The sequence below is a fragment of the Natronomonas gomsonensis genome, assembly GCF_013391635.1.
Lineage (GTDB): Archaea > Halobacteriota > Halobacteria > Halobacteriales > Haloarculaceae > Natronomonas > Natronomonas gomsonensis_A.
Genome location: NZ_JACAWU010000001.1, coordinates 1181266 through 1205025, shown reverse-complemented (window position 1 = coordinate 1205025; position 23760 = coordinate 1181266). Strand labels below are relative to the sequence as shown.

Below are 23760 nucleotides of genomic sequence, written 5' to 3'. Positions count from 1 at the left end.
CCTACACCGGGAAATCGGCGTCGGGGTCGACCACGCGGTCGGGGTCTTCGGGTATCTTCCAGTCGGTTGCGAGTTCGAGGAACTGTGCGAGCATCCGACCCGTCGCCCCCCAGACGGTGTAGCCGTCGACCCGGAAGTAGTGGATACGAATCTCGCCGTAGTGGGGATGGTCTCGGGATTCGGAGTCGTAGTTACCGAGGTCGGTCAGTTCGTCGATAGCGAGGACGGCGATTTCGGCCACTTCGCTCTCGTCGGGGGTGTACTCGCGGTCGGGAATCTTCGCGACGAAGGGTCGAACCGCGTAGTCGGTGACCGTCGGGATGTCGTCGAGGCGGCCGATTACCTCGACTTCCTCGGGTCTGAGGCCGATTTCCTCGTTGGCCTCGCGTTTCGCCGTCGCTTCGAGGTCGGTGTCTTCGGGTTCCCGGCCCCCACCGGGAAAGCTCATCTGGCCGGGATGTTCGCCGAGATGGTCGGCACGCTTCGTAAACAGGAGATACTCGCCGTCCGAGCGGGAGACGATAGGCGCGAGAACGGCCGCCTCACGCTCCGCACCGGTTATTTCGCCCGGGGCGTACGCGATGAGCCGCTCCCAGTTCATACCTGTCGTACGCCCCCGATACTCTTAGTTCGTCTCATCGTGGGCGGCGTCGAGGCGGTCGCGGATGTCGTCCAGTTCGACGCCGCCCCACGCTTCGAGGTCGTAACTCACGTCGAGTAACTCGGCCGCGCGGGCCGTATCCCCGTTTGCGACCGCTCGGGCGGCGTCGGCGCGCAGACGCTTCTCGGCGGCGCGACCGACGACGCTTCGGTCCACGTCCCGCGTGTCGACGTCGAGGATGTGCGGGAGGTCCTCGGCACCGTTCGGGAGCGTCGGGAACGCCGACGGGCCGGGTGCGAGCAGGTCCTCGGCATCGTCGCGCTCGACGGTGACGAGTGCGAACGCGTCGACTGCGTCGTCGACGGCGTCGTCCGGGACGGTCTCACCCTGTCGGTAGGCCAACTCCGAGAGCGCCTCGACCAACTCCGCGCGGGTGAGCGCGCCGAAGAGGTCGACGACGCCGGCCAACTCGTCGGGCGTGAACATCGGTGGAAACGTTCTCGCCGCGGTACCTCAACGTTCCGGCACGGCGTCGACCGATTCGACCGCGCCATCGAGGTCCGCCGCGGCGGCCTCGGCGACCTCGGCGGGCGTAATCGCCGCCTCCTGCCACGCCGGCAATCTCGTATCCTCGGGGGGCGACGCGATTGCGTCGGCGTAGGTCTCGACCTGTTCTCGCTCGCCGGAGCGGTCGTATTCGAGGTCGTTGAACGCCGAATCGAGCGAGTAGGCGTCGACGAGTCGCTCGGCGGCCCGCCGGTAGCGCGCCGGAAGCGTCTCGTATTCGGGCGTTCCGCCGTTGTCCTCGACGGCGCGCAGAAGCGCCGCGGCGACCTGCTCGGACATGTCCGAGAGCCCGCTCGGACCCGACACCGCCCGGTGGTCGTGTTCGTGGACGCCCAAATCGACCTGTGCGCTGCCGGCCGACCCGACAAGTCTGAACGCCTCGCCGAGCGTACCGACTTCGAGTCCCCAGCCTCGCTGGACGCGCATCTCGCGGGCGAGCGCGCCGGTCGTCGCGAACTCCCCGGCGAGGGCGTACCGGAACGAATCGAGGTACTCGACGACTGCGGCGTCGGTGTCGGCGTCCAGCGCCTCGACGAGCGGCCGGTAGAACAGTCGGAACAGTCGCCCGTACAGCCGGTCGTTCTCGACGCGGGCGTAGTACCCCTTCGAGAACTCGTGGCCGTGCGCCAGCGGGAAGAGTAGTTTCGGGACGTGGAAGGCGTCGTAGTTCTTCGCGTCGGCGTCGTGGACGACGACGTAGTCGCTGTCGCCGGCGACGCCCAAGGCGAGCCACACGTCTCGGCCCTTCCCGCGGGTGCCGTTGAGACCGCTCGCGGAGAGCAACGCGCCGAGTTCGGGGCCGTCACACCACAGCAACTCCAGCGGGAGGTCGAAGCCTTCGAGCCACGAGGCGACCGAACCGACTCGCTCCTCGGAGGCTCGCAAGGGGACGACCACCCGCTCGGGGGCGACCGTCTCCAGCGCCGAGAGGACGCGCTCGGCGGCGAGGCCGGCGTGTTCCCGTTCGGTCATGGGAACGACGACGGCGGCGTCGTCGGTCGGCGCCTCGGGGGCGGCGTCGCCGAAGTCGTGGAGCGTCGTGACGCGCTCCTGTACGTACTCCATCAGCAGACTAGAGACGCTACGCATCGAAAAAGGCCGGCGTTCCGGCATCGTGTGTGGGGGCTATCGAGCCGTCTCCTCGACCGTGTCGCCGGGGACGCCCCCGGCCGGCAGCCGTCCGGCGAGATACAGCCCGAACAGCACGACGACGACCGCTCCGACGACGCCGGCAATCGCCCTGAACGCGACCGTGTAGCTCACGCCGCTTGCGACGACGACGCCGACGCTGCCCGACCCCATCGCCTGGACCACCATCATCGATGCCGAGTACAGTGCGTAGGCGCTGGCGCGGTGGTGGTCCGGCAGCGACGCCAACAGATACGTATCGGATGCCGGGAACAGCGAGTGGACGACGTAGCCGAGGACGACGCTGACCGCGCCGACGGCGAGAAGGCCCTCGGCGAACGTCAGCGCAACGACGCAGACGACGAAGCCGCCGACGATGCCCAACAAAAGCGGGACGTTTGGCAGTCGGTCCGCGAGTCGCCCGGTCACGAGGAACGCGGGGACGCCCGCGGCGAACATCAAACTCAGAAGCGTCCGCCCCGTCGCAGGGTCGATGCCCTTGGCCACCGCCAGATAGTCGCCGTAGAGGTTGAACAGGCCGTTCCAGAGGAACCCCGCGGCTCCGAGGAAGGCGATACCCGTGAGGACGATGGGCCACTGTGCGCGGGCGGCCGCGAGGATACTCCTGTCCTCGGCGCCCGCTTCGGGGAGGTCGGTTCGGCGAGCCGCCCACAGGAAGAAGGCGGTCGCGAGTGCGGCGACGACGGCGATGCCGCGGAACGTCGTCCGCCAGTCGCCGACCAACAGGACGAAACTCACCGCAAGCGGCGCGATGACGGCCGCCAACTGACTCGACATGCCGTGGACACCGAGCGCCCGCCCGACCGTTTCGGGGTACAGTTCGCTGACCAGCGGGTTGGCCGCGATGAAGTAGATGCCGCTGGAGAGTCCCATCAGGAACGCGCCGACGGCCAGGTGTGTCACCGACTCCGATAGCGACGTAAATAGCGACGTGACGACCAGAAGCGTCCCCGTCGCGGCGACGACGCGGTGCCGCGGCACCCGCGTCAGGAGGTAGCCGGTCGGCAGCCGCGGGGCCGCGCTACCGAGCCACGCGGCGCTCGTGACGACGCCCAACGAGGCCGCCGTCACGCCGAAGTCGGCGGCGGCGGGTTGGACCAGCGGCGCGAAGACGACTCGTGCGAGGTTGACGAGGAACACCGACGCACACAACGAGCCGAACAGTTCGCGGCGGGACACGGCGGCGATTCGAGACGGCGCGGTTTGAACGAATCGAAGCCGACTCACCCGCTCGTCGACGGGTATCGGAGGTCCGACCAGTAGTCGGTGCCCTCGTAGCGGGCGAGCCAGTAGCCGCCGCCCGTTTCGGGGCGGACGGCCTCGTGAGAACGGAACCGCTCGGCCAGCGAGCGGAAGGCGTCGTTGGCCGACCCCTCGTAGTACCCCCCGTCGATGGCCTCGGTGACGATGTCGCGTTCGGCCTCGGGGAGTCCGGAGAGGGTAAAGCGGTACTCAGAACGGACCTGTTCAGCGAACGCGGCGGCGTCGGCGGCCACCCGCTCGGCTTCGTAGCGGTAATCGTAGACAGTGATTTCCCGACCGTCGTCGGCTCGAATCGGATACCGCGTCCCCTCGTAGACGACCGCGTCGTACTCCTGTTCGGGGACGAGCACCGACGCCTCGGCGGCCTCGTCGTCGTACTCCTGTCCCACGCCGATGTCGTAGCCGTCGGTGGTCGGAGGGTCCTCCGGCGGCGGTAACAGCGAATCCAGCGCCTCGCGGTCGACTTCGGGGAGGTCCTCGTAGTCGATTGCCGACCCGCCGGGCGTATCGGTCCCGGGATTGTAGTCGATGGCGATGTCGTACTGGGTGATTTCGCCACGGTAGGACTCCGTTACCGAGAGAGCGTAGTACGCGCCCTCGTGGGCGATTGGTCGGTCGGTTTCCAGCGGCGGTGACCGGCCGGAAGCGGTCGCGTTGCCGCTGTCGACGGTTTCGGAGACGATTCGGCTTCCCTCGGGGTCGTTGGACACGTCGCGACTCGCTCGCTCGGCGAGATCGTCGTCGTCGACCTCGTCCATCACGAGGACGGCATTTGGGTGGGCACAGCCCGCAAGCGGGCCAGCGAGGAGGGCGGAGGCGGTCGCAAGCAGGGTTCGGCGGCGCATCGAACGGAATCGACGACGCCTCCGGAATAGGTCTTGTGTACGACGACGCTATCGGAAAATCGAGTCGAAGGCGTCGGCACCCATCGGCGCGAACGTCCCCGCGGCGACGTTTTCGGCGGCGTGGTCGGGCGAGCCGGTCCCGACCAGCGCCGAGGTGACGCCGGGGGCGCTGCGGGCGAAGTTGAGGGCCCGTTGGGCCGGCGTCTCCCCCGAGAGTTTCGCGTCGACGGCGTCGGGGATTTCGCCCTCGACGGCGAGGTCACCCTGCAAAATCGACGCCGAGGTGAACACGTCGATGCCGGCGTCGTTGGCGAACCACAGCGCGCTCTGGGCGCCGTCAGCACCCTCGTGGGCCGACAGCGAGAACGCGTCGGCCATGTGGACGTTGAACGGGAGTTGAATCGCCCGGAAGTGCGTCCCACCGGTTCCGGCGCGGTCGGAAGCGGTTCGGGCACGAGAGACCACCTCCGGCAACGAGAGGTACTTCTCGTGGTCCGGCCGGACTCGAAAGGCCTCCCACGTCGCGACGCCGTAGTGGCGGATGTCGCCCGCCGCCGCCCGCTTTTCGAGTCGGGTGAAGGCGTCTTCGAGGTTCTCGTACACCGTCTCGCGGTCGAACTGTGCCAGTTGGGCCTCGGGGTTGTGGATGTAGTAGAGGTCTATCGTTTCGAGGCCGAGGTTCGAAAGCGAGCGGTCGAGGCTCCACTCGAGGAAGTCGGGCGCGAGGGAGTTGCCCATCACGAGGTCCTCGCGGTCGAGGACGCCGGTGTCGAGGAACTCCGATTCGATGTACGCCGAGGCGTCGTTGGGGCGCTCGCCGTCGAAGGGGACGAACCCGCCTTTCGTCGAGACCATGACCGCCTCGCGGTCGACATCGGCGTCGCGGATTGCCTCGCCGACGACGCGTTCGGAGCGCTGGTTCCGGTAGTTGATGGCCGTGTCGACGACGTTGACGCCGCTTTCGAGCGATTCGACGATGGCGTCGTGGTACCGCTCGTCGGCGGCGTCGGTCGACTCGCCGAGATACGTCCCGACGCCGACCGACGAGACGAGACAGTCCGCGAACCGCCGGAAGTACGTTCGTGCGAACGACTCGTGGAAGCGGTCGCGATACGCCCACGTCGCCGATTTCGTCGCCATACCCCCGTTAGGAGAGAGGGGGACAAAAACACCGTGTCGGAGGCCACCCGCTCGCGACATTGGACATCGAGGGCAGCGACGACTGCCGACAGCCATCGACAACCACTTCGAAAGGACCACACAACCATGCGGAAAATAGCTTCATGACCCACACCGGGTAAGCGTTGCTTACCACACGAATGAAGCTGCTTACCGCACAACCGAACCTCGAACACTTCTCGGACCGATGGTAGCGTCGGACAGGGACGGCCTCGATCAACTGGCCGGAATCACCGGTCTCGGGTGGACCGCCTCGATAATCGGCTATCTCGGGACCGCAATCGGCATCGGTAACACCCTCGTCGCCCGCGTCGCCGACCCCCAGTCGCTTTTGTACCTCGGGGCAGTCCTCTTTGCGGCGACGTTCGGGCTCGATAGGCTCCACGACAAACGCTCCAACCGCGAGCGCTGACGGTGGTTCGAAGCCGTCAAATCGTTCCGTTCATCGCGTCGAACAGCCGCGATTCGATGTCCTCGGGGGTCCCGCCGTCGGTCGCCGCCGGGAGCGACGCCTGCCCACCGCCCATCCGGGCGTGACCGCCGGCACTGGCATCCGAAAGCGGCTCCAGCGCCTTTTCCAGGGCTTTTCCCATGTGGACGCGGTCGTCTCGGGACCGCCCCGAGAAGTGGAGCGTCCCCTCGTGTTCGCCGAGGACGACGGCCGCAGAGACGCCTTCGAGACGGACGAGTTCCTCTGCTGCGGTCGCCAGCGCGTCGAGGTTCGACAGTTCGCCGACGCGACTGACCAGAAACGACCCGTCGATTCGGCGGTGGTTGATTGCCCGCGCTTTCACTTCGAGCGTCTCGCCGTCGACCTGTGGATTGGCGATGCGGTCGAGGGAGTCGGCATCCGCCGCCGGGAACAGGTAGGCTGCGGCGTCGAATTCCGCAGGGGTACACCCCCTGGTGAACGCCGTCGTGTCGGACTGGATGCCGTAGAGGAGTCCAGTCGCGAGTCTCGGCGTCACCGTCCTGCCGTCGTCGTCGTGGTTGACGGACCACCCGCGGTCCTGGAGGTACTCGGCGACGATGCTCGCACACGACCCCCGGTCGGGTCTGACGTCCGTGAACGTCAACCCCTCGCCGTTTCCGGGGTGGTGGTCGACGACGGCGTAGGGATGGACGTACTCGGCGCCCTCGAAGCCGCGCGGTTCGTTGTGGTCGACCAACACGACGGCTTCGGTTTCCAGTTCCGCCATCCGCTCGATGCGGTCGAAATCACACTCAAGCACCGTCTCGAAGGCGCGGTTCTCCGAGTGGCGTATCCGCCCGGGGTGTTGGATGACCGCAGACGTGCCGACGGTCTCGGCGATGGCAGCGACGCCCATCGCCGACGCCATCGCGTCGGGGTCGGGGTTCGGGTGCATCAACACGACGACGCGGTCGCGGTCGGCGAGGGCGGCCGCGAGTCGGTCGCCCGGTGTCCGTCGGACGTAGCGACTGAACAGCCGGCCGCCGAGGAACGCAGCGGCGACGAGAAACACGATGAGGAGGACCAGTTCGGGTCGCTGGACGAGGGCGTCGAGTGCCCGCTGGCTAACCGCCGCCGCCTCCCCGACGGCCTGACGCTCCATACACCCGTGTATCTCGTCTCAGGGTAAGTAGCTTCGGCCGGGACAGTCACCGATGGGAGCCGACCGCGGACGCGTCCCGAAGGCTCTGCTTACTCGCGTCGCTCGCGGTAGGCCTCGATTGTGTCCCGATACCCCTCACGGTAGGTCGGATACCGGAACTCGTAGCCGAGTTCCCGCACCCTGTCGTTCGAGCAGCGCTTGCTCGTCAGGATGCGGCGTCGAGCCGGTTCCGACAGCGAATCGTCGTTCAGTCGTTCGGCTTTCGTCCGCTTGGGTGGGCGCTCGACCCCGCACTCGTCGGCCAGCCAGTCGGCGAAGGCCCACTTGTCTACGGGTTCGTCGTCGGCCGCGACGAGCAACTCTTCGTCGGTCGACTCCAGCATGAACCGGACGATTCCAGCGGCGTCGTCACGGTGTATCATGTTGAGATACCCCTCCGTGACGGGCCCCTCGAGGTACCGTTCGAGCCGGTAGCGGTCCGGACCGTACAGTCCGGCGAATCGAGCGACCGCGCCGTCGATGTCGTACTCGGGAGCGAGTTCTCGGGCGGTGCGTTCGGCCTCGACGAGGACGGCCGTCTTCTCCGTGGTCGGCTCCAGCGGCGTCGATTCATCGACCCAGCCGCCGTCGTGGTCGCCATAGACGCCCGTACTGGAGGTGTAGACGAGGCGGTCCGGAGCGTTCTCGCGTTCGCCGAACGTCTCGATGGCCGTCCTGAGACCGTCGACGTACACCTCGCGGGCGGCGTCGGCGCCTCGGCCACCCGACGACGCCGCGAAGACGAGAGCGTCGACGTCCGGCACCGCTTCGAGGGCATCGGCGTCGGTCACGTCGGCTCGGACGGCCTCGGCGCCGGTCGCTTCGACCGCCTCGATACCCCCCTCGGAGCGCCGAACGCCGACGACGGCGTGGTCGTCGACGAGCTGTCGGGCGAGTTCGAGCCCGACGTAGCCACAGCCGAGAATCGCGACCCTCATTTCTTGCTCTCGATGAACTGATGGAGTAGCGCGAACTCCCGGAGCGTTATCGGGAACCGCCCCTCGACTTTCGACTGAATCTCGCGTGCCTCCAGTTGCCCGCCGACGCCCGATTCGACTGCCTCAACGTCGAGAACGGCCGTCGTCATCCCCATCAACAGCGCATCGCGCGACAGCACCGCGATGGTTTCGGCATCGGGCGTGTCCGCAAGCACCGCGAGAATCGCTGCCCCCTCTTCGAGCGTCAACTCCGGGTCCTCGCCGTCCAAGAGCGCCCTGAGCGTCCCCGTCTCGACGCCAGCACGTTCGGCGACTTCCTCGACGCCGTGGGATTCGATGACCGCAACCAACTCCGCGACGTACAGTTCGTACAGCTCCTCCGGCGTGTACTCGCCGGGGGCGTCGACGACCTCGTGGAACATGGCCCGACTTCGGCCTCCTCTCTCAAGTAGCGTTCGGGATTCCCTACAGGAAGGGTCGGTAGTAGTAGGGGCTGACGAACCCCTCGATGAGGCCGGCGACCGCAAGCAGGATGCCCACGCCGACGCAGACCCAGAACGCCCGTTCGAGTTCGTCGGCCAGCGGCGACTGGGGGCCGAACCGAGTGCGCCAGCCGACGACGCCGAGGTGCAGCCCGAGGGCCCCTGCGATGACGAGCGCGGGAATCTCGATGACCCCATGTGGGACCACGAACGCCAGCAGCTCCAACGGTGTCGTCTCGGTGCGCGCAATCGCGCCGAGAACCACCCCGTTGAACCACAGCGACACCGCGGCCGGAACCGCTAAGGCAAGCCCCGCAAAGCCGGTGCTCACCGCGACTGTCCAGTTGTTCGCGCCGAACTCGACGGCCGCCGAAATCGGGTTGTGTCCCTCCAGTCGCGCCGCGATGGAGGACGGAACGGTCTCCGCGAGCGGCGCCGCAAGCGTCCATCCGACGACGCCACCGACGAGCGCGAATCCGAGGGAAGCGACGTGTAACAGCGGCGCCGAGCGAACGAAGCCGACCGTCTCCGACCACCCGCGACGGAGCCCCGATTTCAGCTGGGCAGCGAGCGGCATCTCAGGGGCCGCAGGCGGCGCTACCGACCCGCGAGCGTCGCCGTACAGCGCGGTCTTCGTCACGTCCAGAAACGGCGAGACGACGGTGAATCCGACGACGCCGACCAGCGGCGCACCGCCGAGGACGGCGAGTACCCCGGCGAGCGAGCCGAGAACGAACAGCGAGGCGACCGCGACGCCGTAGTACACCAGGGCCGCGACCGGGTTCGAGCGGACGAACCCCCACCCCCCGCGAATCGCATCGAGGGGGCCGGCGTCGTCGACGACCACCGCGACCGGCGCGAAAGCGAAGACGGCCCGGACGGCGACGAGTGCCAACAGCGCCACCGGAACGACGACCAACGCGAGCAGTCCGCCGAGCAGTGGCGACGCCGAAACCCCTGCCGCGACGGCGCCCGCTGCGGAACCGATGATTACGGCCCAGAGGACTGCCTCGAAGAGCCGGACGGCGAGCACCGATAGCCAGTGTCGCTTGCCGCCACGAATCGTCGCGACCGTCCCGCGCTCGTCTCGGAGTCGGGCATAACTGGCCGATAGCTGTGCTGCGGTGGCAACGACGCTGAGCGCGACCGCGACGACCACCGCGAGGAGTAGCGAGACACCGAGAACAGCCAGTGTCGTCGGCGTCATCGCGATTTCGAGAATCGACTGCACGTCGGCCATCCACACCTCGAGTGCGGCCGGGTCGCCGTTCTGCGGCGGTGGGCCGAGGTCGGTGTTCGACAGCGCGGTACGGAGGTCCGCGAGTCGGCCCGTCGTCGAGAGATACAGGTACGTCACCGCGAGTCCGACGACCGGAAACACTCGAACGACCACGGGTATCGCCGGGGCGAGGAAGTACGCGGGCAACAGCTCCGACGGTCGCTGGAGCGCGACGGCTGCCGCTCGAATCGCCGTGGAGGGCTTCATAGTCGCCGTTCGGTTGCCCGGCAAATAAGTCTCAGTCGTCACGGGGGCCACCCCGGCGACCGTTCGTCGACCACCCCATCGGTGTCCCCGACGCCGCGTTTCCCCGGCGGCACGACGACCACAACGACCGTCTCGGTTCGGAACGATATCCGCTCGGCGGTTCCGAGACGGCGAGACTCGCCGTCATGACGAAGCCGTACCGTCCGGCCGTCGCGGAGATACGTGACCGGTGTGCTCACATCGCCGCGGTTCGCCCTGACCGTAAATCGCTCGTAGGTTCCACCGACGGAGACGGTCCAGGCGTTGCCGGTGGCGTACCAGTAGCCGGGAACGGGGGCAATCGGAAGACCCGCCGGGAGCGCGCCGAGGCGCTTTCCGAGCGCCCGTTTTCGGGCCTGCTCGGCTGCGCCTTGGGTGCCGTTCGCGACGACATCGGTGAGCGCCTTCCGGTAGGCCTCGCGAGCCACCTCCCCTGCCTCGTTCGCGGGCGCTCGCCTCGGGCGGCCCCGTTCGTCGCGGAGGGCCGCCTCAAGACGGCGATTCAGTCGAACGCGGAGTCGGTCGCGGTCTTCGGTGTCGACCGCCTCGACCGCTCGGTCGATTGCCGACCCGTTCGCCAACAGCAGGGCGTCGCTCGCCGTGGTGGTGTCGGTTCGAAGCGCCGACTCCGCCTCACCCTCGGGGATGCCTTCTTCGACCATGGCCGCGGTGAGTTCGCCGCGGACGTACGCCGACGCTGCCTCGACTTCGGCTTCGAGTGCTCGCCGCTCGGCTGGCGCCACGTCGTCGTCCATGGCGGCGAGCGTCCCCGCAGCCGTCGAGAGGGCGACGCGGTCGGTTCCGAGAAACGGAATGCGGTCGACGACGGATTCCGCGACCGTGTCGTGCGGCGAGGCGAAGACGTTGACGTTTCTGGTCTTGAGCGGGTACACCGAACCGCCGCCGCGTACGTCGATACGGTCCCGAGAAACCTCGCTCGTGGGGAGATACGACGGCGCCGCATCGACCGAAATCGAGAGGTTCCCCGCCGGGTCGACAAGTGGCTCGGAGGCCGGCCGGTTGCGCGCCCGATGGGCCGCGAGCGCCCCGTCGAGGCGGTTAGGGTCGATTCCGCGGCTGATGGCGTCCGTGATGCCCTCGTTCGTCCGGTTGTGGGTGTCCGCGCGCGATTCGAGGTGATTGTCGAGACGTTCGAGATACGCGGCTCTGACCGCGAGACGCGTTCGTCCCCGAGCGTTCGTCGCGTTCGGACCGCGTAGGGCCGTCCGTCGCTTCCGGATTTCCGACCGGAGTTTCGACGGCGGGTTCGCTCGCCCTGCACCGACCGCCCGTGCCGGTATCGAGATGGTGACGTTCCGGGTGCGCTCTCGGAGCGGCCGGAGGTCCTCGACGAGCGTCGATCGCTCTACCGTCGCGGGCGTCGTCGCCGCCGTACTCACCGAAGGCGACGACGACGCTCCGGTTGCGGCGTCCCTCGCGGCACCGCGGAGGCCATCGGATGCTTGCAGTGCGTCGGCGCTCGCCCGACGGGTCGCATCCCGCAAGACGCCGTCGAGGTCACCAGTCGGAACACCATCGATTGGCACGGTACGGGCCTGAACCGAGACGCCGATGCGGGTCGACCACTCGGAGACGGCTTCGGTCGTGGTCGTTTCGTTGCCTCGTCGCCACGTTCGCGTCGTCGTCGCCGTTACCTGGGCGTCGAACACCGCGCCGTTTCGCGTCGACCACTCCGTCGAGTGGGGCGGGCGGCTACCGATTTCTTCGAGCGCGACGCGGTGGTCGGTCGACGTGGCGACGCGCCGCCAGTTGCTGCCGGGCGAGGTCGGTTCGCGCCGACTGCCCCGAGACTCGACCTCCGTCGCGACTCTCGCCTCCACCGTGTGGGCACGCTCGACGAGGCTCGAAACGTTTCCGGGCGTGCCGATACCGACGACATCGGCGTAAGCGTGGTCCGCGGAGCCGTTGACGCCGACTTCGACCGTCGGGTTCGCGGGTGGCGACCCACGCCACGTGCCGACCGGTCGCTCGTCGGGTGGGTTCGGCCCGAGGTCGTCGGCGCCCTCCAACACCGCGTCCGTCCACGCGTTCTCGCCACCGGCGGCGGAAAGCAGGTCTGTGGTCGCGACGCGTCGGCCGGCCGCGGCGATACCGCGCTCGCCACCGGGGTCCGTCGTGCCGAAGGCGGCCTGCTGTTCGGCGAGCAACGCGTCGTTGGTCGCGAGTTCCACGTGTCGGGTGCCGAGAACCGACGAAATCGGCGCACCGCCGTACTGGGCGTACCCGCGAGTCCACGCGATGGGGTAGAGCCGTGCCGTCAATCGGCGGCCGAGACCCGGTTCGGTGACGGCGGCGTTCGCCCGGCGCTCGAAGCGCTCGGTCCGGTCGTGGAGCGACAGCGCGGGGTTGGCGACGACGAACGACGGTGACCGCTCAACCGTCGATACCGGCTCGCCGTTGCGGGTCGCCGTGAGCCTGAGTCCGTCGATTTCGACGCGAAGCGCGGCGCCGTCCGTGCCGGTCGAGGAGAGCCGAACCCGCTCGATTGCCTCACGGTAGCCGTCCGTGGTCGCGTTCACCGGCGGGAGCGACGCCGTCGCCACGACGTCGCCACGGCGGAAGGTGACGGTTTCGAGGCGGGCCGCCGCACGCAGGTACAACCGCAATCGAAGCGCGTCCCGGAACGGTTGGCTGTCGTTCAGCGCCCGACCAGCCGTCGTGTTCGCCGGTCGGGTTACCGGCCGGGCCGCGGCGGCGGTCGCCGCGTCGTCGGCGGCTCCCCGGAGCTCGGTCACCGATTCGGCGGTTACGCCCTCCATCGCACGGTCGACCGCCGGAGTCGAGACGGGTCGCTCGTGTCCGACCGTCGCCGTCAGCGTGACGCTGGAGACGACGAGCAGGACGCCGACGAGCGCGAACGGCACTCGCGCTCTGTCGTTCACGGTTCCCACCGCCTGACGGCGATGTCGACGGTCCCAGTCGTGACGTTTCGACGAGCGGCCTCGGGCGAGTCGTACCGTTCCCGGAGGTCCCGACGCAACCGAGCCGCGAGGGCGTCCGTGAGCGCATCGTTCGCACGCCGGACGCGAGCGTCGGTTACGGCCGGACGAACGTCGACAGCGAGGCTGTCGCCGGCCCGGCAATACCGAGTCGAAACTGCGGGTGCCGTTCGAGCATCGACGAGCAGTGCTCGCGTCCGCTCGGGTGGAAACAGCCACGAGACGTACGCAGAGGCGAGTTCGCGGGACAGGTCTTCGAACGTCGTGGCGTCTGTCGGCGTGCGAACGCCGCTATCCGTGGTCACCCTCGTGACGGCAACGGACGCGTCGCGAGGGGGCCGGTCACCGACCGAGACGGCGCCGGAAAGCGGGGCGTCGGGGTACGGTTCCCACCGCGCCGTGACGAACACCCGCCGGCCGGTCGAAGAGTCGACCGCATCCCGAACCGAATCCGGATACTCCGAGTCTGTCAACCGGTCTTCCTTGATGTTGCTGTCGAGTACAGCGGCTGCTCCGAGATGGCCCGCGAGGGTGTCGTGGGTTGCATGGCCGAGGCCGCTCGGAACCGTCGCGGTGGCCGTCGCGACGGTCCGGGCAGTCGAATCGGCGCGTACGGCGGGCTCTTCGTCCTCGACTGGGACGCCGACGACAAGCGTCGCGACGGCGACACCCACGAGCAGTAGACACAGCGAAACGTCGAGGACGGTACTCACGCCACGGGCCACACGCACACCTCCAGAGTACCGGGCCGAACGGTCGCAGGGGCGATACGGACGCTGACCCGTCTCCGCACGCACTCGCTTGTATCGGGTGGGTTCGGGCCGACAGTCCAGACGGACCTCTCGGCGGCCACAGTCGCGTTCAGTTCGTAGCCGGCCGGCCGAGCGCTCGACGCGTTCGGCCCGAGCGGAACCTCCATCGAGCCGAACGACGATGCCGTCGTGACGAGTCGGTCGGCAGCCGTCGGCGCGACCGCTCGATCCGGCGACAGCGACACCAACGCCGCCTCGACGGCGCCGGCGTACAGCGTCAAACCGATGCAGACGGCCAACACCGCGGCCAGCGCCGCCAGCGGCTCGACCTGTGCCCTACCCGACCAGAACGACATCGACACCCTCCCAGGAGACTCGTCGGACGCTGATTCGGTCGACGTTTCGCCACTCCGGGTCGTCGCTTCGGGCCGCGTTGGCGGCTCGCTCGAAGGCCGTTGGTGAGTCGAAGCGCGATTCCGGGGGCGCCCCGTCCAACACGTCCGAGAGGCGTTCGGACCCCCGTGCGGGCGTTACGGGGCCGTATCGAAACCGGGCGTGTGTCGTCCCGCCAGCACCGCGGAGCGACAGCGACTCGGCACCGATGCGGGCGGCGTCGGCGTTCGGAACCGGGTGGTCGCCGACGGCGGCGTAGTCGCTCGCCGCGACGCTGTCGACCGTCTCCGCCGCCCCGGTCGATTCGGGGGGCGCCGCAGTCGGCATCGCACTGGCGACCCCGAACACCGAACCGCTGGCGACCGCGAGTCCGACCCAGACGTACCACGCGTCGAGAGGAACGTCGAACATACGCGCGGTGGCCGCGTTCTCGGTTATAAACCTCCGGTGACGGTCGCGGCGGCACGGAACGCCGCGAGGTACGTCACCGTCGCTGCACACAGCGCGGCCCCGACCCGATAGCCGATGGTAGCCCGGTCGAGGCCACGAACGAGACCGGTCGACAGCGCCGTGAGAACGGCCGCAAGTAGGAGGACGTAGACGCCGACGGCGACGGCAAGCGGCGCGGTTTCTGGCACCGACCCGTCGAGCGTCGGTGCCGTCCCGACGCTGTCGGCGAGGGCGACGGTCGTCCCCCCGACGAGTGGGCCGAAGAACGCGGCCGTGTTGCCGAGCGTCGACGTGACCCGAGCGAGGTCGCGGCGAGCAGCCGCTTCGACGCGCCGGAGGTCGGTGAGGTGGTCGGCGGTTTCGACCAGCGCCCGACCGGCCGGTCGTCCCTCCTGTGCCGCGATTCCGAGCAACTCGGCCGCACCCGCCGTTCGCTCGCTCGGAACCGACCTCAACGCACCGTGTTCGCCGTTGAACGCGGCTTCGACGCCGACACGAAGCTGCCGTTGGCGTCGAGCGGCGGCCGCGAACGTCTCGCGAGCGACGCCGTCGAGTTCGTCCGCGGCATCGGCGACCGCTCGCTCGACGGAGACGCCATCGACCACTCGGCGGCCGACGAAGTACATCGCATCCGGGAGCGCCGACTCGAGTTCGTCAGCGCGTTCTCGGACGGCGACGACGGGACGGTACGCGACGACGAGAGCGACGCCGACGCCGAGGCCGACACCGGCGAACGGGACGCTCCACGTCGGGAGAACGACCGACGCAGCGAGCGCCGAGCAGACGGCGACGAATCCACCGGCGACGACCGGTCGCCAGCGCCGATTCGGCACGTCCGGGTGGTCCGGTCCGACGCGTGTGGGTGGAAATGCGACCGGACGGTTGGCGAGCAACCACCCACCGGCACAGCACAGTCCGAGCGGCAACAGCAGGTCGTAAATCACGACGATAGCGGGGACCGTGGCTTCGAGTCCGGCCGCGCCAGCGGCAGGGAGCACACCGACGAGTGCGAGCGGAAGGAGGACGCCGAAGGCGTACAGCGCCGTCGCGGGCCCGCGGAGCGAGTCGGCGGCGTCGGCCGCCCGCTCCCGCGTTCCGTCGAGGGCGGCGTCCATCGCCCGGTCGAGCGCCCGCGTCCGCTCATCCTCGGGGGCATCGGCAGCGGCGTCGACGAGCGTCACCGCCCGGTGGAGCGCGGGGAACGTATCACGCCACATCGCGGCGAACGCTCCAAGCCCCGACTGCGGCGTCCCGCGCTCTCGTCGAACGTGCTCTTCGAGGTGGTCACCGAGGCGGCCGTCGGTTTCGGCCGCGAAGGCGGCGGCACCTTCGACCGTCGGCGCGACGCGAATCCGCAGAACTGCACGGCTGACGAGCGCCGGTGCCGCGCCGAGTGCGCGACTTCGACGGGCACTCCCGACCGTTCGAACGGCCGTCCGGCATCCGACGGACGTTCCAATGCCGACACCGACTGCGACGACGAACAGCGCCGGCGACATCGTAACGGCGGCGAGGACGGCGACCCCTGAACCGGCGACGATGCCCGCACCATCGGCAGCGGCGGCCAGCAGACGCGGGTCCGTATCGAGCAGCGGCGCGGTGTCGAGAAGCGCCTGCGGTGCCGTCGTCCGAGGCGACAGGCGGGCGAGTCGGGCTATCAGCGACATCGGCCGGAGAGAGTGTCCGCACGCGCTTCGATGTCGTTTCGAACGTCTTCGAGCGTTTCTGTCGGTCCGGCCAGCGTCGAGAGCGTCGACGCCTCGGCTGGGTCGAATCGACCGCCTCCATCCGTGAGCGACTCGAAGGTGACGCCGGCAGGACCGCGTTGGACGGCCTCGATGTCCCGAAGACGGCGGGTTCGTCCGTTACCGTCGTCGAAGGCCTCGAGCGTAACGACGAAGTCGGTGTCGGCGAACGCCGTCTCGGGGACGCCGAGGTCGGTCACGACCCGCTCTCGGACCGACTCGCCACCGCCGCCGTGAATCGTTCCGAGGACGGCCCCGTCGGCTGCGCCCACGCGCATCGCCTCGTACAGTACTCGCGCCTCCTCGCCGCGGACTTCGCCGACGACGAGCGCACCGTCGCCCAACCGGAGCGCCGTCCGGAGCGCTTCGCTCGGTTCGATGGACGTGCCGTCGCCCGTTTCGACCCTGAGCGCCTGCACGTCGCGTCCGTCCGACTGTAACTCCTCGATGGGGAGTTCGGGCGTGTCCTCGATGGCAACAGTGCGAACGCTTTCGGGGATTTCCCACAGTAACGCGCCGAGCAGGGTCGTCTTGCCGGCCCCGCGAGCGCCGGCCAACAGGACGGCGGCGCCTCGTTCGACGGCGACCGACAGAAAGGCGGCAGTCCTCGGAGCGAACGTCCCGTTCCCGACGAGGTCCGCGAGGCGGAACGCGGATTCGTCGTGGGCGCGGAACGTGAACCCGACGCCGTCGCTGACTGGCCGGGTGACGCCGGCGACGCGGATTCTGCGGCCGTCGGCATCGGTCGTCGCGGCCAGCGTCGGACTCGCACGCGAGAACGCGCGGCCGCTGGAGCGTCGAAACCGAGAGGCGAGCGACTCGACGCCCTCGTCGGTTAACCTGACGTTCGTCCGCAGCGTTTCGCCGTCACGACGCACACGGAGTGGGTTCTCGGCGACCGGCGCGGTCGCGAACACGTCGGTGACCGCCGCGTCCGCGAAACAGTCATCGAGAACGCCGAGCCCCCGGGTGTGTTTTTCCAACACCGACGCGAGCGTCTCGACCGGTTGGCCGTCCTCGGCGACCGACTGGACCGCCCGAGACGGCGCTCGCTCACCGCCGGAGACCGCACCGCTGGCGAGCCGTTCGTGGGCTTTCGCCAGCGTCGCCGTCGCCGCCGCGTCGAGGCGGTGTTCGACAGGGGTGAGGTGATACGTCGCCAGTTCTGCGGTCTCATAGCGACGGACGACGGCACCAGTATCGAGTTCGTATCGGTCCTGCAGGGTCGCCTCGGCGGGCGGACGCGTCGCGATCCGCGAGCGCGCGAGCGCCGGCCCGACGTGTGGTCGAAGCGCCGTCTCGTAGTCACGTCCTACGAACGCTTCGAGACCGGTTTCGGCGGCGAGGCGGGCCAGCGGGTCGCCTCGCCCGGCCGCAACGCGTGCGGCACCGAGCGGGTCGCTGCGCGCGCGTTCGGCGAGCGCATCGTCGTGAAACGCCGCCGCGTCGCTAAATCGACCTGCGGCGACCAACAGTCCTGCGGCACCGCCCTCGTAGGTTCGTTCGAAGCCGGCCGACCGCGTCCGAACCGACGCGACATCTCGGTCACGGAGGGCCTCGATTGCCGTCGCTCGGCAGGCTGGGACCGAAGCGAGACGCCCGTCGCCGGAACAGGCCGAACCGTCGAGGAGGAGTCGGTCACCCTCGAAGGTCGCTTCACACCGACAGTCGGAGTCGGTCGACAGGAGTTCCTCGAACACGGGCGGTCTGGGCCCGGCTTCGCTTTTGAACCCTCGCCCGTCGAACCCGGACGACTGTCGTCCCGCCGGTCGAAACCAACGACAGTCTGAGCGGGGTCCGGCCGCTGAGTACCAGTGGCGTCTCGACGCGAATCGGCACCGCGCTTTCGACCGTCCGGTTCCGGCCGGTCCGTGGCGCCCACACGAGACGGTCGTTTCCGACGAGGAGTCGGCCGCCGTCGGTGAGCGTCGGGTCGGGCGGGTCGACGACGACGGTTGTGCCGGCAGGTGCGCGACCGGCTTCGAGAGCGGCGTTGCCGTCGGCGAGGGAATCCGCCTCGCGGGCCAGCGACGACAGTTCGGCGGTCGCGAGTTCGCCGTTGCGGTCGCGTTCGACCCGCTCGGCGGCAGGGAGGCTCACGCCGAAAAGTGCGGTCGCCACCACCACCGCCAACACGACGCGAATCACGGCCACTTCCGGAGGCGGGCGAACGGGCCATCCGGGGCGTCGTCAGCGTCGGTGCTCTCGGTATCTCCAGAGTACTTCGGTAGGTTCTCTCCGACGGTATCGCCACCGACGTGACACTCGAGGGCCGTGGCTTTCCGCAACGCGAGGTCCGCACGCTGTTCGATGTCGTCGTTGACCGCCCGGACGGAACCGACGTAGCCGCGCAGCGCCTGGACGGCCGCTTCCAGTTCGACGACTCTGCCTTCGAGGTCGTCGAGTCGGTCGGCGTACTCGAGGGGTTCGTCCGTCGCGAGGGCGCGTTCGACCGCCGCGAGTCGCCGCTCGACGGATTCGCGGTCGTGCTCGGTGTCGTTCGGAGCCATGTCGGCGGCTTGCCTCGTGCTGGAATTTGAACGTTTGGACGAAACGAACTGAAAAGCGAGCGGCGACAGCTGTGTTGTTTGTCGTATTCAATACCACCGAACCCACTTTGGACACCAGTCTGCGGTTCGAGTGGAACTCGAGTGCTCGTTCGAGCGCACTCGCGAGACAGGATGTGGCGGCCAGTGCCGCCGGATATCCCGAATGCGCATGCAGGCGATTCGGTCCGAAAACGTACTCATAAGTTATGGATGGTTGCGGGGGAGTTACCCGAATATAGTATTGTATTATCGTCCCAAAACCGTTATTACACTCAAGGGATTACGCTCAAGCGAGCAGAAATGTACCAGGTGCGAACTACCGCGAAAGGGTTACAAGAACGATGGCAGGATTAGAAGTTCCGACGTGGGACCCACAGGCAGCGATACTCATCGGTGCCGTGCTGCTGGAGGCGGTCCTCCTGTACGTCGGTTACGGTGGACTCGAGAAACTGATTGGCCCGCGTCTGATGAAGGCCCTCGTCGGGGGTGAGAACGGTGCTTGAGACGGTGTTCGACACCCTCGCCGGGACGGTTGGCGGTTCGCCCGAACTGCTGGCGCTGTTCGTCGGCTTCGGGTTAGTCGTCGGTATCCTGTTCGGCTTCTTCGGCATGGGCGGGTCGTTCCTCGTCACGCCGGCGCTGTTGATGATGGGCTACCCGGCCCGCGTCGCCGTCGGGAGCGGGATGGCGTTCGTCTTCGGGACGGCAGTCATCGCGACGCTGAAACACCACGACCTCGGTCAGGTCGACTACAAACTCGGTGGCATCATGATTGCCGGGACGACACTCGGCATCGAGGTCGGCCGTGCGAGCGTGTTCTACCTCGAAGAGATGGGACTCGCCGGCGGCATCATCAGCGTCGTCTACGTCCTGCTGTTGGGTGCAGTCGGACTGATGGTCACCCGCGACGCCCTGAAGGGTGACGGCGGGGGCGGCGGCCACCACGACGCCGCCGACAAGGACCTCAGCGAGTACGAGATACCCGACATCGCGAAGACGATTCAGGAGACCGTTCGGATTCCGCCGATGGTGTCCCTCCGCGGCGACGTCACCGTCTCCCTGTGGGTCATCATGGCCGTCGCCTTCGCGACCGGCCTGCTGTCGGGCTTCCTCGGCGTCGGCGGTGGCTTCATCCGGATGCCCGCGATGATTTACGCCATCGGTGCGCCGGTGCCGGTCGCCGTCGGGACCGACCTCTTCGAAATCGTCTTCTCTGGTGCCATCGGCAGCTACCTCTACGGACAGGGCGGCGGCGTCGACCTCGGTATCGTCGTCCCGCTGCTGTTCGGTAGCGCCCTCGGTGCCCGTATCGGGTCGGCGGCCACCAGCGTCGTCGACGCCGACGGCATCAAGATTTACTTCGGCGGAATGTTGCTGGCCGGTGCCGTCGCCGTCGGTGTCGGCGAGGTCGGCTCCTACCTCGGTATCGAAATCCTCGAAACCATCGGCCTGGTGTTGGTCCTCGGCGCGGCCGTCGTCGTCGCCGCCGCGGTCGTCTACACTAGCCTCCAGTCGCTTCGGGCGACGCACCGTCAGCAGACGCAAGCCGCCGACTGAGGCTGTTCGGACGTTTCGACACCCGTCGCTGTTTTCGGTTTTTTCCGCTATTTTACCGGCCGTGAGTCACTGACATGACATCCTCCTCGCCGTGAACGGCGAGGTTTCCTCGCGCTGGGGTATCGGTTACCGACCCACGGAGGCAACTTGCGGGTTCGTATGCTCCTCGTTGGGAACTGAGCGTGGTGACTCTGACCAGGTATGGTCATCCCACTTGAGGCATACAGGCCGTGCCATCGACCGTGGTACCGTCGTCTGCCGTCTCAAGAACGTCTCTGACGCTGTGAGGTCTGCGTGTCCCTCGAATCCACACGGACACGTCAGTGTATCGCGGTGGCGCATCGTATCCTCTGTCGAACCACAGTTCGGACACTCTTGACTCGTCCACGCCTCGGACCGAACCTCGACCGAGATGCCGTACTCCTCTGCGGTACACGACAACCGGGTCACGAACGCCCGAAACGCCCAGAAATTATGCGTTTTCGCGTTCGTCTCCACCGACCAGTGCTTGTCGTACTCCTTCCAGTTGGGTTCGCCCCGAACTTCGAGCCGGAGACGCTCGCGGTATCCAAGCCCGTACTCGTCTTTCAGGTCTTTGCCGACGAGGATTTCGAGCCGAGAGTATTCGCCCCACTCAACAGAGTATGACGTGTTGCGGATGTACGTGCGGAGTTCCCGTCCGTCTTCGGAGTTGCCCCAGAATCCGGGTTTGCCGTTGGCTTCGCCCTTCTTGAGGCTAAAGAACGACTTCCACGCTTCGCGGTTCTTGCGTTCGATCTGCTGAACCGTGGACGCGCCGAGAACACCGCCGTAGCGTCCGCGGTACTCGCTGATGTCCCAGACGTCTGCGTCCGGGTCGGCGTAGTTCTCGCGGCGCTCGTAGTTGATTTCGTTCCAGAGAGCGGCAGAAGCGTCCAACAGGCGTCGTAGTAACTCCTCGTCCTCGTCGGACTGCGGAATCACCTCGAACGTGTTGGCTCGCTTCATCGACTACTGGTTGTATCCGAACACACATAAATGTGGGTTTCATGTGTTACTACATGGTCGAAGTCCGCATCGAGTTCGATGACGAAGAACAGTACGAACGGCTGAAGGAACTGAAGAAACATCGTGGATTGACGTGGAAAGGGTTGCTCCTCGAAGGAGAGAAGAAAGTCAGGGAAGATACCCCACAGTGAGCGTCGAACGTGGGTTGTGAAGTGGAGTGTCGGATTCACGCCCGCCCTAAAGGACGGGACTCTCTCCTTGAGTCAGGTAGCTACGGAGCCGTCGCCGCGAGGCCGACGAACGAGCCCTCGCCGCGGCCCGACTCGACGCGGTCCGGTTCCGTCATCTCCTCGGGCATTCGGAACACCGTCTGGACGGACTCGAACGACCCGAAGCCGGCCGACTCCATCGCTTCGAGGAGTTCCGCCGTCGAGACGAACGTCGCGTCCCGATAGAAGGGATTGTCCGCTTTTTTCGCTTCGTACCGTTCGCCGAGCGGACTCTCGCTGTCGACGTACCCGACGACGAGTCGGCCGCCGGGAGCGAGCACTCGGCGTGCCTCCCGCAGCGTCTCGGCGATATCGTCGACGAAGCAAATCGTCGTCACGACGAGTGCGGTGTCGAAGGTTCCCGAGCGGAACGGGAGCGCCTCCGCGACACCCCCGATGACCTCGATGCCGCGCTCGGCGGCGCGTTCGAGCATCCTCGTCGAGGGGTCGACGCCCACCTCGATTCCGAGCGGCACCGCAAAGCGGCCGGTTCCGACGCCGATTTCGAGTCCACGACCCGGGTCGCCGACGAGTCGCTCGAGGGCCGCCAGTTCGGAACGGTAGGCGTGTTCGTACTCCTGAAACCACTCGTCGTACCGGTCGGTGTGCTCCTCGAACGGTTCGGTTACGGGCATACGTCTACTTCGCCTCGCCCCCGCTTATCCGTGTGGGTTTTTGTCACATCACGACGAACGTTCGAGACATGAACGACGTGGTCCTTCTCGAGGCGGCGCGGACGCCGCACGGAACGTTGCTCGGTTCACTCACCGACGTCGAGGCCAGAGAACTCGGCCGCCACGCCGTCGACGGCCTGCTGGAGCGGGCCGAACTCCCCGCCTCCGAAATCGAGTGGGTCGCACTCGGCAACGCCATCCAGGCCGGTATCGGACAGGTACCGGGCCGGCAGGTCGTCGTCGAATCGACGCTGCCGGACGACACCCCGGCGACGACGATCAACGAAGCCTCGGGGTCGGGGCTACGAGCCATCACGCTCGCCGCGGACCGAATTTCGGCCGGCGAGATAGACGTCGCCGTCGCCGGCGGGTTCGAGTCGATGACGAACGCCCCCTGGATACTTCCGGATTACCGGACGGGGACGCGACACGGCGACGTCACGCTGAAGGACTCGATGATTCTCGATTCGCTGTGGGACGTCAACCTCGACGTCCACATGGGCGAAATCGCTGAACGGCTCGTCGACCGCCACGCCGACGTGTACGACCTCTCACGGGAGGCCCAGGACCGCTACGCCCTCGAGAGTCACCGCCGCGCAGCCGAAGCCATCGATGGCGGGCTCTTCGACGACGAAATCGTTCCCGTCGAGACGCCGGAGGGCACGCTCGAACACGACGAGGGACCGCGCCCCGAATCGACGATGGCGGACCTCACCGACCTTCGGCCGTCGTTCCGCGAGGACGGGACCGTCACTCCAGCCAACGCATCGAAGCTCTCCGACGGCGCTGGCACCGTCCTCCTCGCGAACCGGGAAGCGGCCGAGGATGCCGGCGTCGACCCGATGGCAGAACTGCTCGATTACCACGTCGTCTACCGGAGTCCCGACGAGTTCAACGAGGCTGTCGCCGACGTCATCGAGGAGCTCCTCGCCGCGAACGATCTCGCCGTCGACGACATCGGAACGTTCTGGGTCAACGAAGCCTTCGCCGCCCAGGAGGTGTACGTCATGGAACGACTGGACATCCCGCGGGAGAAGATGAATCCCCGCGGTGGCGCCGTCGCCTTCGGCCACCCGATAGGCGCATCGGGCGGGATGATTACGGCGTCGCTGGCCTACGAACTCCACGACGAGGGGCTGGAGTACGGGCTCTCGGGAATGAGTATCGGGGGAGGCGGGGCAATCATGTCACTGTGGCGCCGCTGCTGAACGCGAGCGGTGGCTTTTCGGCATCACGAGAACCCTACCTGTCGAACAGTGGCT

General features: G+C 67.7%; 25 protein-coding genes. 5 read left to right on the top strand and 20 right to left on the bottom strand.

Annotated elements, in window-relative coordinates:
* Position 1: 1 nt before the first annotated feature.
* From HWX69_RS06310 to HWX69_RS06285, 6 genes are read right to left on the bottom strand one after another with little or no spacing between them, the layout of a single operon-like run.
* Positions 2-601 (bottom strand): NUDIX hydrolase, encoded by a 600-nt coding sequence (locus tag HWX69_RS06310; protein WP_178916234.1) that lies wholly within the window; start codon positions 599-601, stop codon positions 2-4.
* Positions 602-625: 24 nt separating this feature from the next.
* Positions 626-1087: a DUF7109 family protein gene (locus HWX69_RS06305; protein WP_178916233.1), complete on the bottom strand. Its 462-nt coding sequence runs from the start codon at positions 1085-1087 to the stop codon at positions 626-628.
* A 27-nt stretch (positions 1088-1114) separates the two neighbouring features.
* Positions 1115-2233 carry a glycosyltransferase family protein gene (locus HWX69_RS06300; RefSeq protein ID WP_178916232.1) on the bottom strand — a complete coding sequence of 373 codons (1119 nt, stop codon included), beginning with the start codon at positions 2231-2233 and terminating at the stop codon, positions 1115-1117.
* 60 nt (positions 2234-2293) lie between these two features.
* Positions 2294-3496 carry an MFS transporter gene (locus HWX69_RS06295; RefSeq protein WP_178916231.1) on the bottom strand — a complete coding sequence of 401 codons (1203 nt, stop codon included), beginning with the start codon at positions 3494-3496 and terminating at the stop codon, positions 2294-2296.
* A 44-nt stretch (positions 3497-3540) separates the two neighbouring features.
* Positions 3541-4425 carry a hypothetical protein gene (locus HWX69_RS06290; protein WP_178916230.1) on the bottom strand — a complete coding sequence of 295 codons (885 nt, stop codon included), beginning with the start codon at positions 4423-4425 and terminating at the stop codon, positions 3541-3543.
* Between the two features lie 48 nt (positions 4426-4473).
* On the bottom strand, positions 4474-5565 hold the full coding sequence (locus HWX69_RS06285) for an aldo/keto reductase (RefSeq protein ID WP_178916229.1): 1092 nt from the start codon (positions 5563-5565) through the stop codon (positions 4474-4476).
* Positions 5566-5791: 226 nt separating this feature from the next.
* On the opposite strand from HWX69_RS06285, the gene HWX69_RS06280 reads away from it, so the two are divergent.
* A complete protein-coding gene (locus tag HWX69_RS06280; RefSeq protein WP_178916228.1) occupies positions 5792-6016 on the top strand; it encodes a hypothetical protein in 225 nt (74 codons plus the stop codon).
* 16 nt (positions 6017-6032) lie between these two features.
* On the opposite strand, the gene HWX69_RS06275 is transcribed toward HWX69_RS06280, so the two are convergent.
* From HWX69_RS06275 to HWX69_RS06220, 12 genes are all read right to left on the bottom strand, one after another.
* Entirely contained in the window at positions 6033-7178 is a 1146-nt protein-coding gene (locus HWX69_RS06275; protein WP_178916227.1) for a DHH family phosphoesterase, read from the bottom strand.
* Between the two features lie 89 nt (positions 7179-7267).
* On the bottom strand, positions 7268-8155 hold the full coding sequence (locus HWX69_RS06270; RefSeq protein ID WP_178916226.1) for an SDR family oxidoreductase: 888 nt from the start codon (positions 8153-8155) through the stop codon (positions 7268-7270).
* Entirely contained in the window at positions 8152-8577 is a 426-nt protein-coding gene (locus HWX69_RS06265) for a DUF5791 family protein (protein ID WP_178916225.1), read from the bottom strand. Before HWX69_RS06265 ends, HWX69_RS06270 begins: the two co-directional genes overlap by 4 nt.
* 43 nt (positions 8578-8620) lie before the next feature.
* Complete coding sequence (locus tag HWX69_RS06260) at positions 8621-10123, bottom strand: stage II sporulation protein M (protein ID WP_178916224.1); 1503 nt, start codon at positions 10121-10123, stop codon at positions 8621-8623.
* Between the two features lie 38 nt (positions 10124-10161).
* Positions 10162-13065, bottom strand: a complete 2904-nt coding sequence (locus HWX69_RS06255; protein WP_178916223.1) for a DUF7286 family protein — start codon at positions 13063-13065, stop codon at positions 10162-10164.
* Positions 13062-13847 carry a DUF7284 family protein gene (locus tag HWX69_RS06250; protein ID WP_178916222.1) on the bottom strand — a complete coding sequence of 262 codons (786 nt, stop codon included), beginning with the start codon at positions 13845-13847 and terminating at the stop codon, positions 13062-13064. The genes HWX69_RS06255 and HWX69_RS06250 overlap by 4 nt, the downstream gene beginning before the upstream one ends.
* On the bottom strand, positions 13832-14230 hold the full coding sequence (locus HWX69_RS06245) for a DUF7285 family protein (protein WP_178916221.1): 399 nt from the start codon (positions 14228-14230) through the stop codon (positions 13832-13834). Before HWX69_RS06245 ends, HWX69_RS06250 begins: the two co-directional genes overlap by 16 nt.
* A complete protein-coding gene (locus tag HWX69_RS06240; RefSeq protein ID WP_178916220.1) occupies positions 14211-14678 on the bottom strand; it encodes a DUF7283 family protein in 468 nt (155 codons plus the stop codon). The genes HWX69_RS06245 and HWX69_RS06240 overlap by 20 nt, the downstream gene beginning before the upstream one ends.
* A 23-nt stretch (positions 14679-14701) precedes the next feature.
* Positions 14702-16384 (bottom strand): type II secretion system F family protein, encoded by a 1683-nt coding sequence (locus HWX69_RS06235; RefSeq protein WP_178916219.1) that lies wholly within the window; start codon positions 16382-16384, stop codon positions 14702-14704.
* Entirely contained in the window at positions 16375-18162 is a 1788-nt protein-coding gene (locus HWX69_RS06230) for an ATPase, T2SS/T4P/T4SS family (RefSeq protein ID WP_178916218.1), read from the bottom strand. Before HWX69_RS06230 ends, HWX69_RS06235 begins: the two co-directional genes overlap by 10 nt.
* Complete coding sequence (locus HWX69_RS06225) at positions 18119-18610, bottom strand: DUF7311 family protein (RefSeq protein ID WP_178916217.1); 492 nt, start codon at positions 18608-18610, stop codon at positions 18119-18121. The genes HWX69_RS06230 and HWX69_RS06225 overlap by 44 nt, the downstream gene beginning before the upstream one ends.
* Positions 18607-18972, bottom strand: coding sequence for a DUF7310 family coiled-coil domain-containing protein (locus HWX69_RS06220; protein WP_178916216.1), 366 nt, complete (start codon positions 18970-18972; stop codon positions 18607-18609). The genes HWX69_RS06225 and HWX69_RS06220 overlap by 4 nt, the downstream gene beginning before the upstream one ends.
* Positions 18973-19352: 380 nt before the next feature.
* On the opposite strand from HWX69_RS06220, the gene HWX69_RS06215 reads away from it, so the two are divergent.
* Entirely contained in the window at positions 19353-19514 is a 162-nt protein-coding gene (locus HWX69_RS06215) for a DUF7512 family protein (RefSeq protein WP_178916215.1), read from the top strand.
* A gap of 4 nt (positions 19515-19518) precedes the next feature.
* A complete protein-coding gene (locus HWX69_RS06210) occupies positions 19519-20568 on the top strand; it encodes a TSUP family transporter (RefSeq protein WP_178916623.1) in 1050 nt (349 codons plus the stop codon).
* A 126-nt stretch (positions 20569-20694) separates the two neighbouring features.
* Here the strand turns inward: HWX69_RS06210 and HWX69_RS06205 are convergent, their stop codons facing one another.
* Entirely contained in the window at positions 20695-21555 is an 861-nt protein-coding gene (locus HWX69_RS06205) for a zinc ribbon domain-containing protein (RefSeq protein WP_178916214.1), read from the bottom strand.
* Between the two features lie 53 nt (positions 21556-21608).
* Between HWX69_RS06205 and HWX69_RS06200 the strand changes: the two genes are divergently transcribed.
* Positions 21609-21746, top strand: coding sequence for a hypothetical protein (locus HWX69_RS06200; protein ID WP_178916213.1), 138 nt, complete (start codon positions 21609-21611; stop codon positions 21744-21746).
* An 80-nt stretch (positions 21747-21826) separates the two neighbouring features.
* On the opposite strand, the gene HWX69_RS06195 is transcribed toward HWX69_RS06200, so the two are convergent.
* The gene (locus tag HWX69_RS06195; protein ID WP_178916212.1) at positions 21827-22459 is read right to left on the bottom strand and encodes a class I SAM-dependent methyltransferase; all 633 of its coding nucleotides are present in this window, start codon (positions 22457-22459) and stop codon (positions 21827-21829) included.
* 68 nt (positions 22460-22527) lie between these two features.
* Here HWX69_RS06195 and HWX69_RS06190 point away from each other — a divergent pair, with 68 nt between their 5' ends.
* Positions 22528-23706, top strand: a complete 1179-nt coding sequence (locus HWX69_RS06190) for a thiolase family protein (protein ID WP_178916211.1) — start codon at positions 22528-22530, stop codon at positions 23704-23706.
* Positions 23707-23760: the final 54 nt, after the last annotated feature.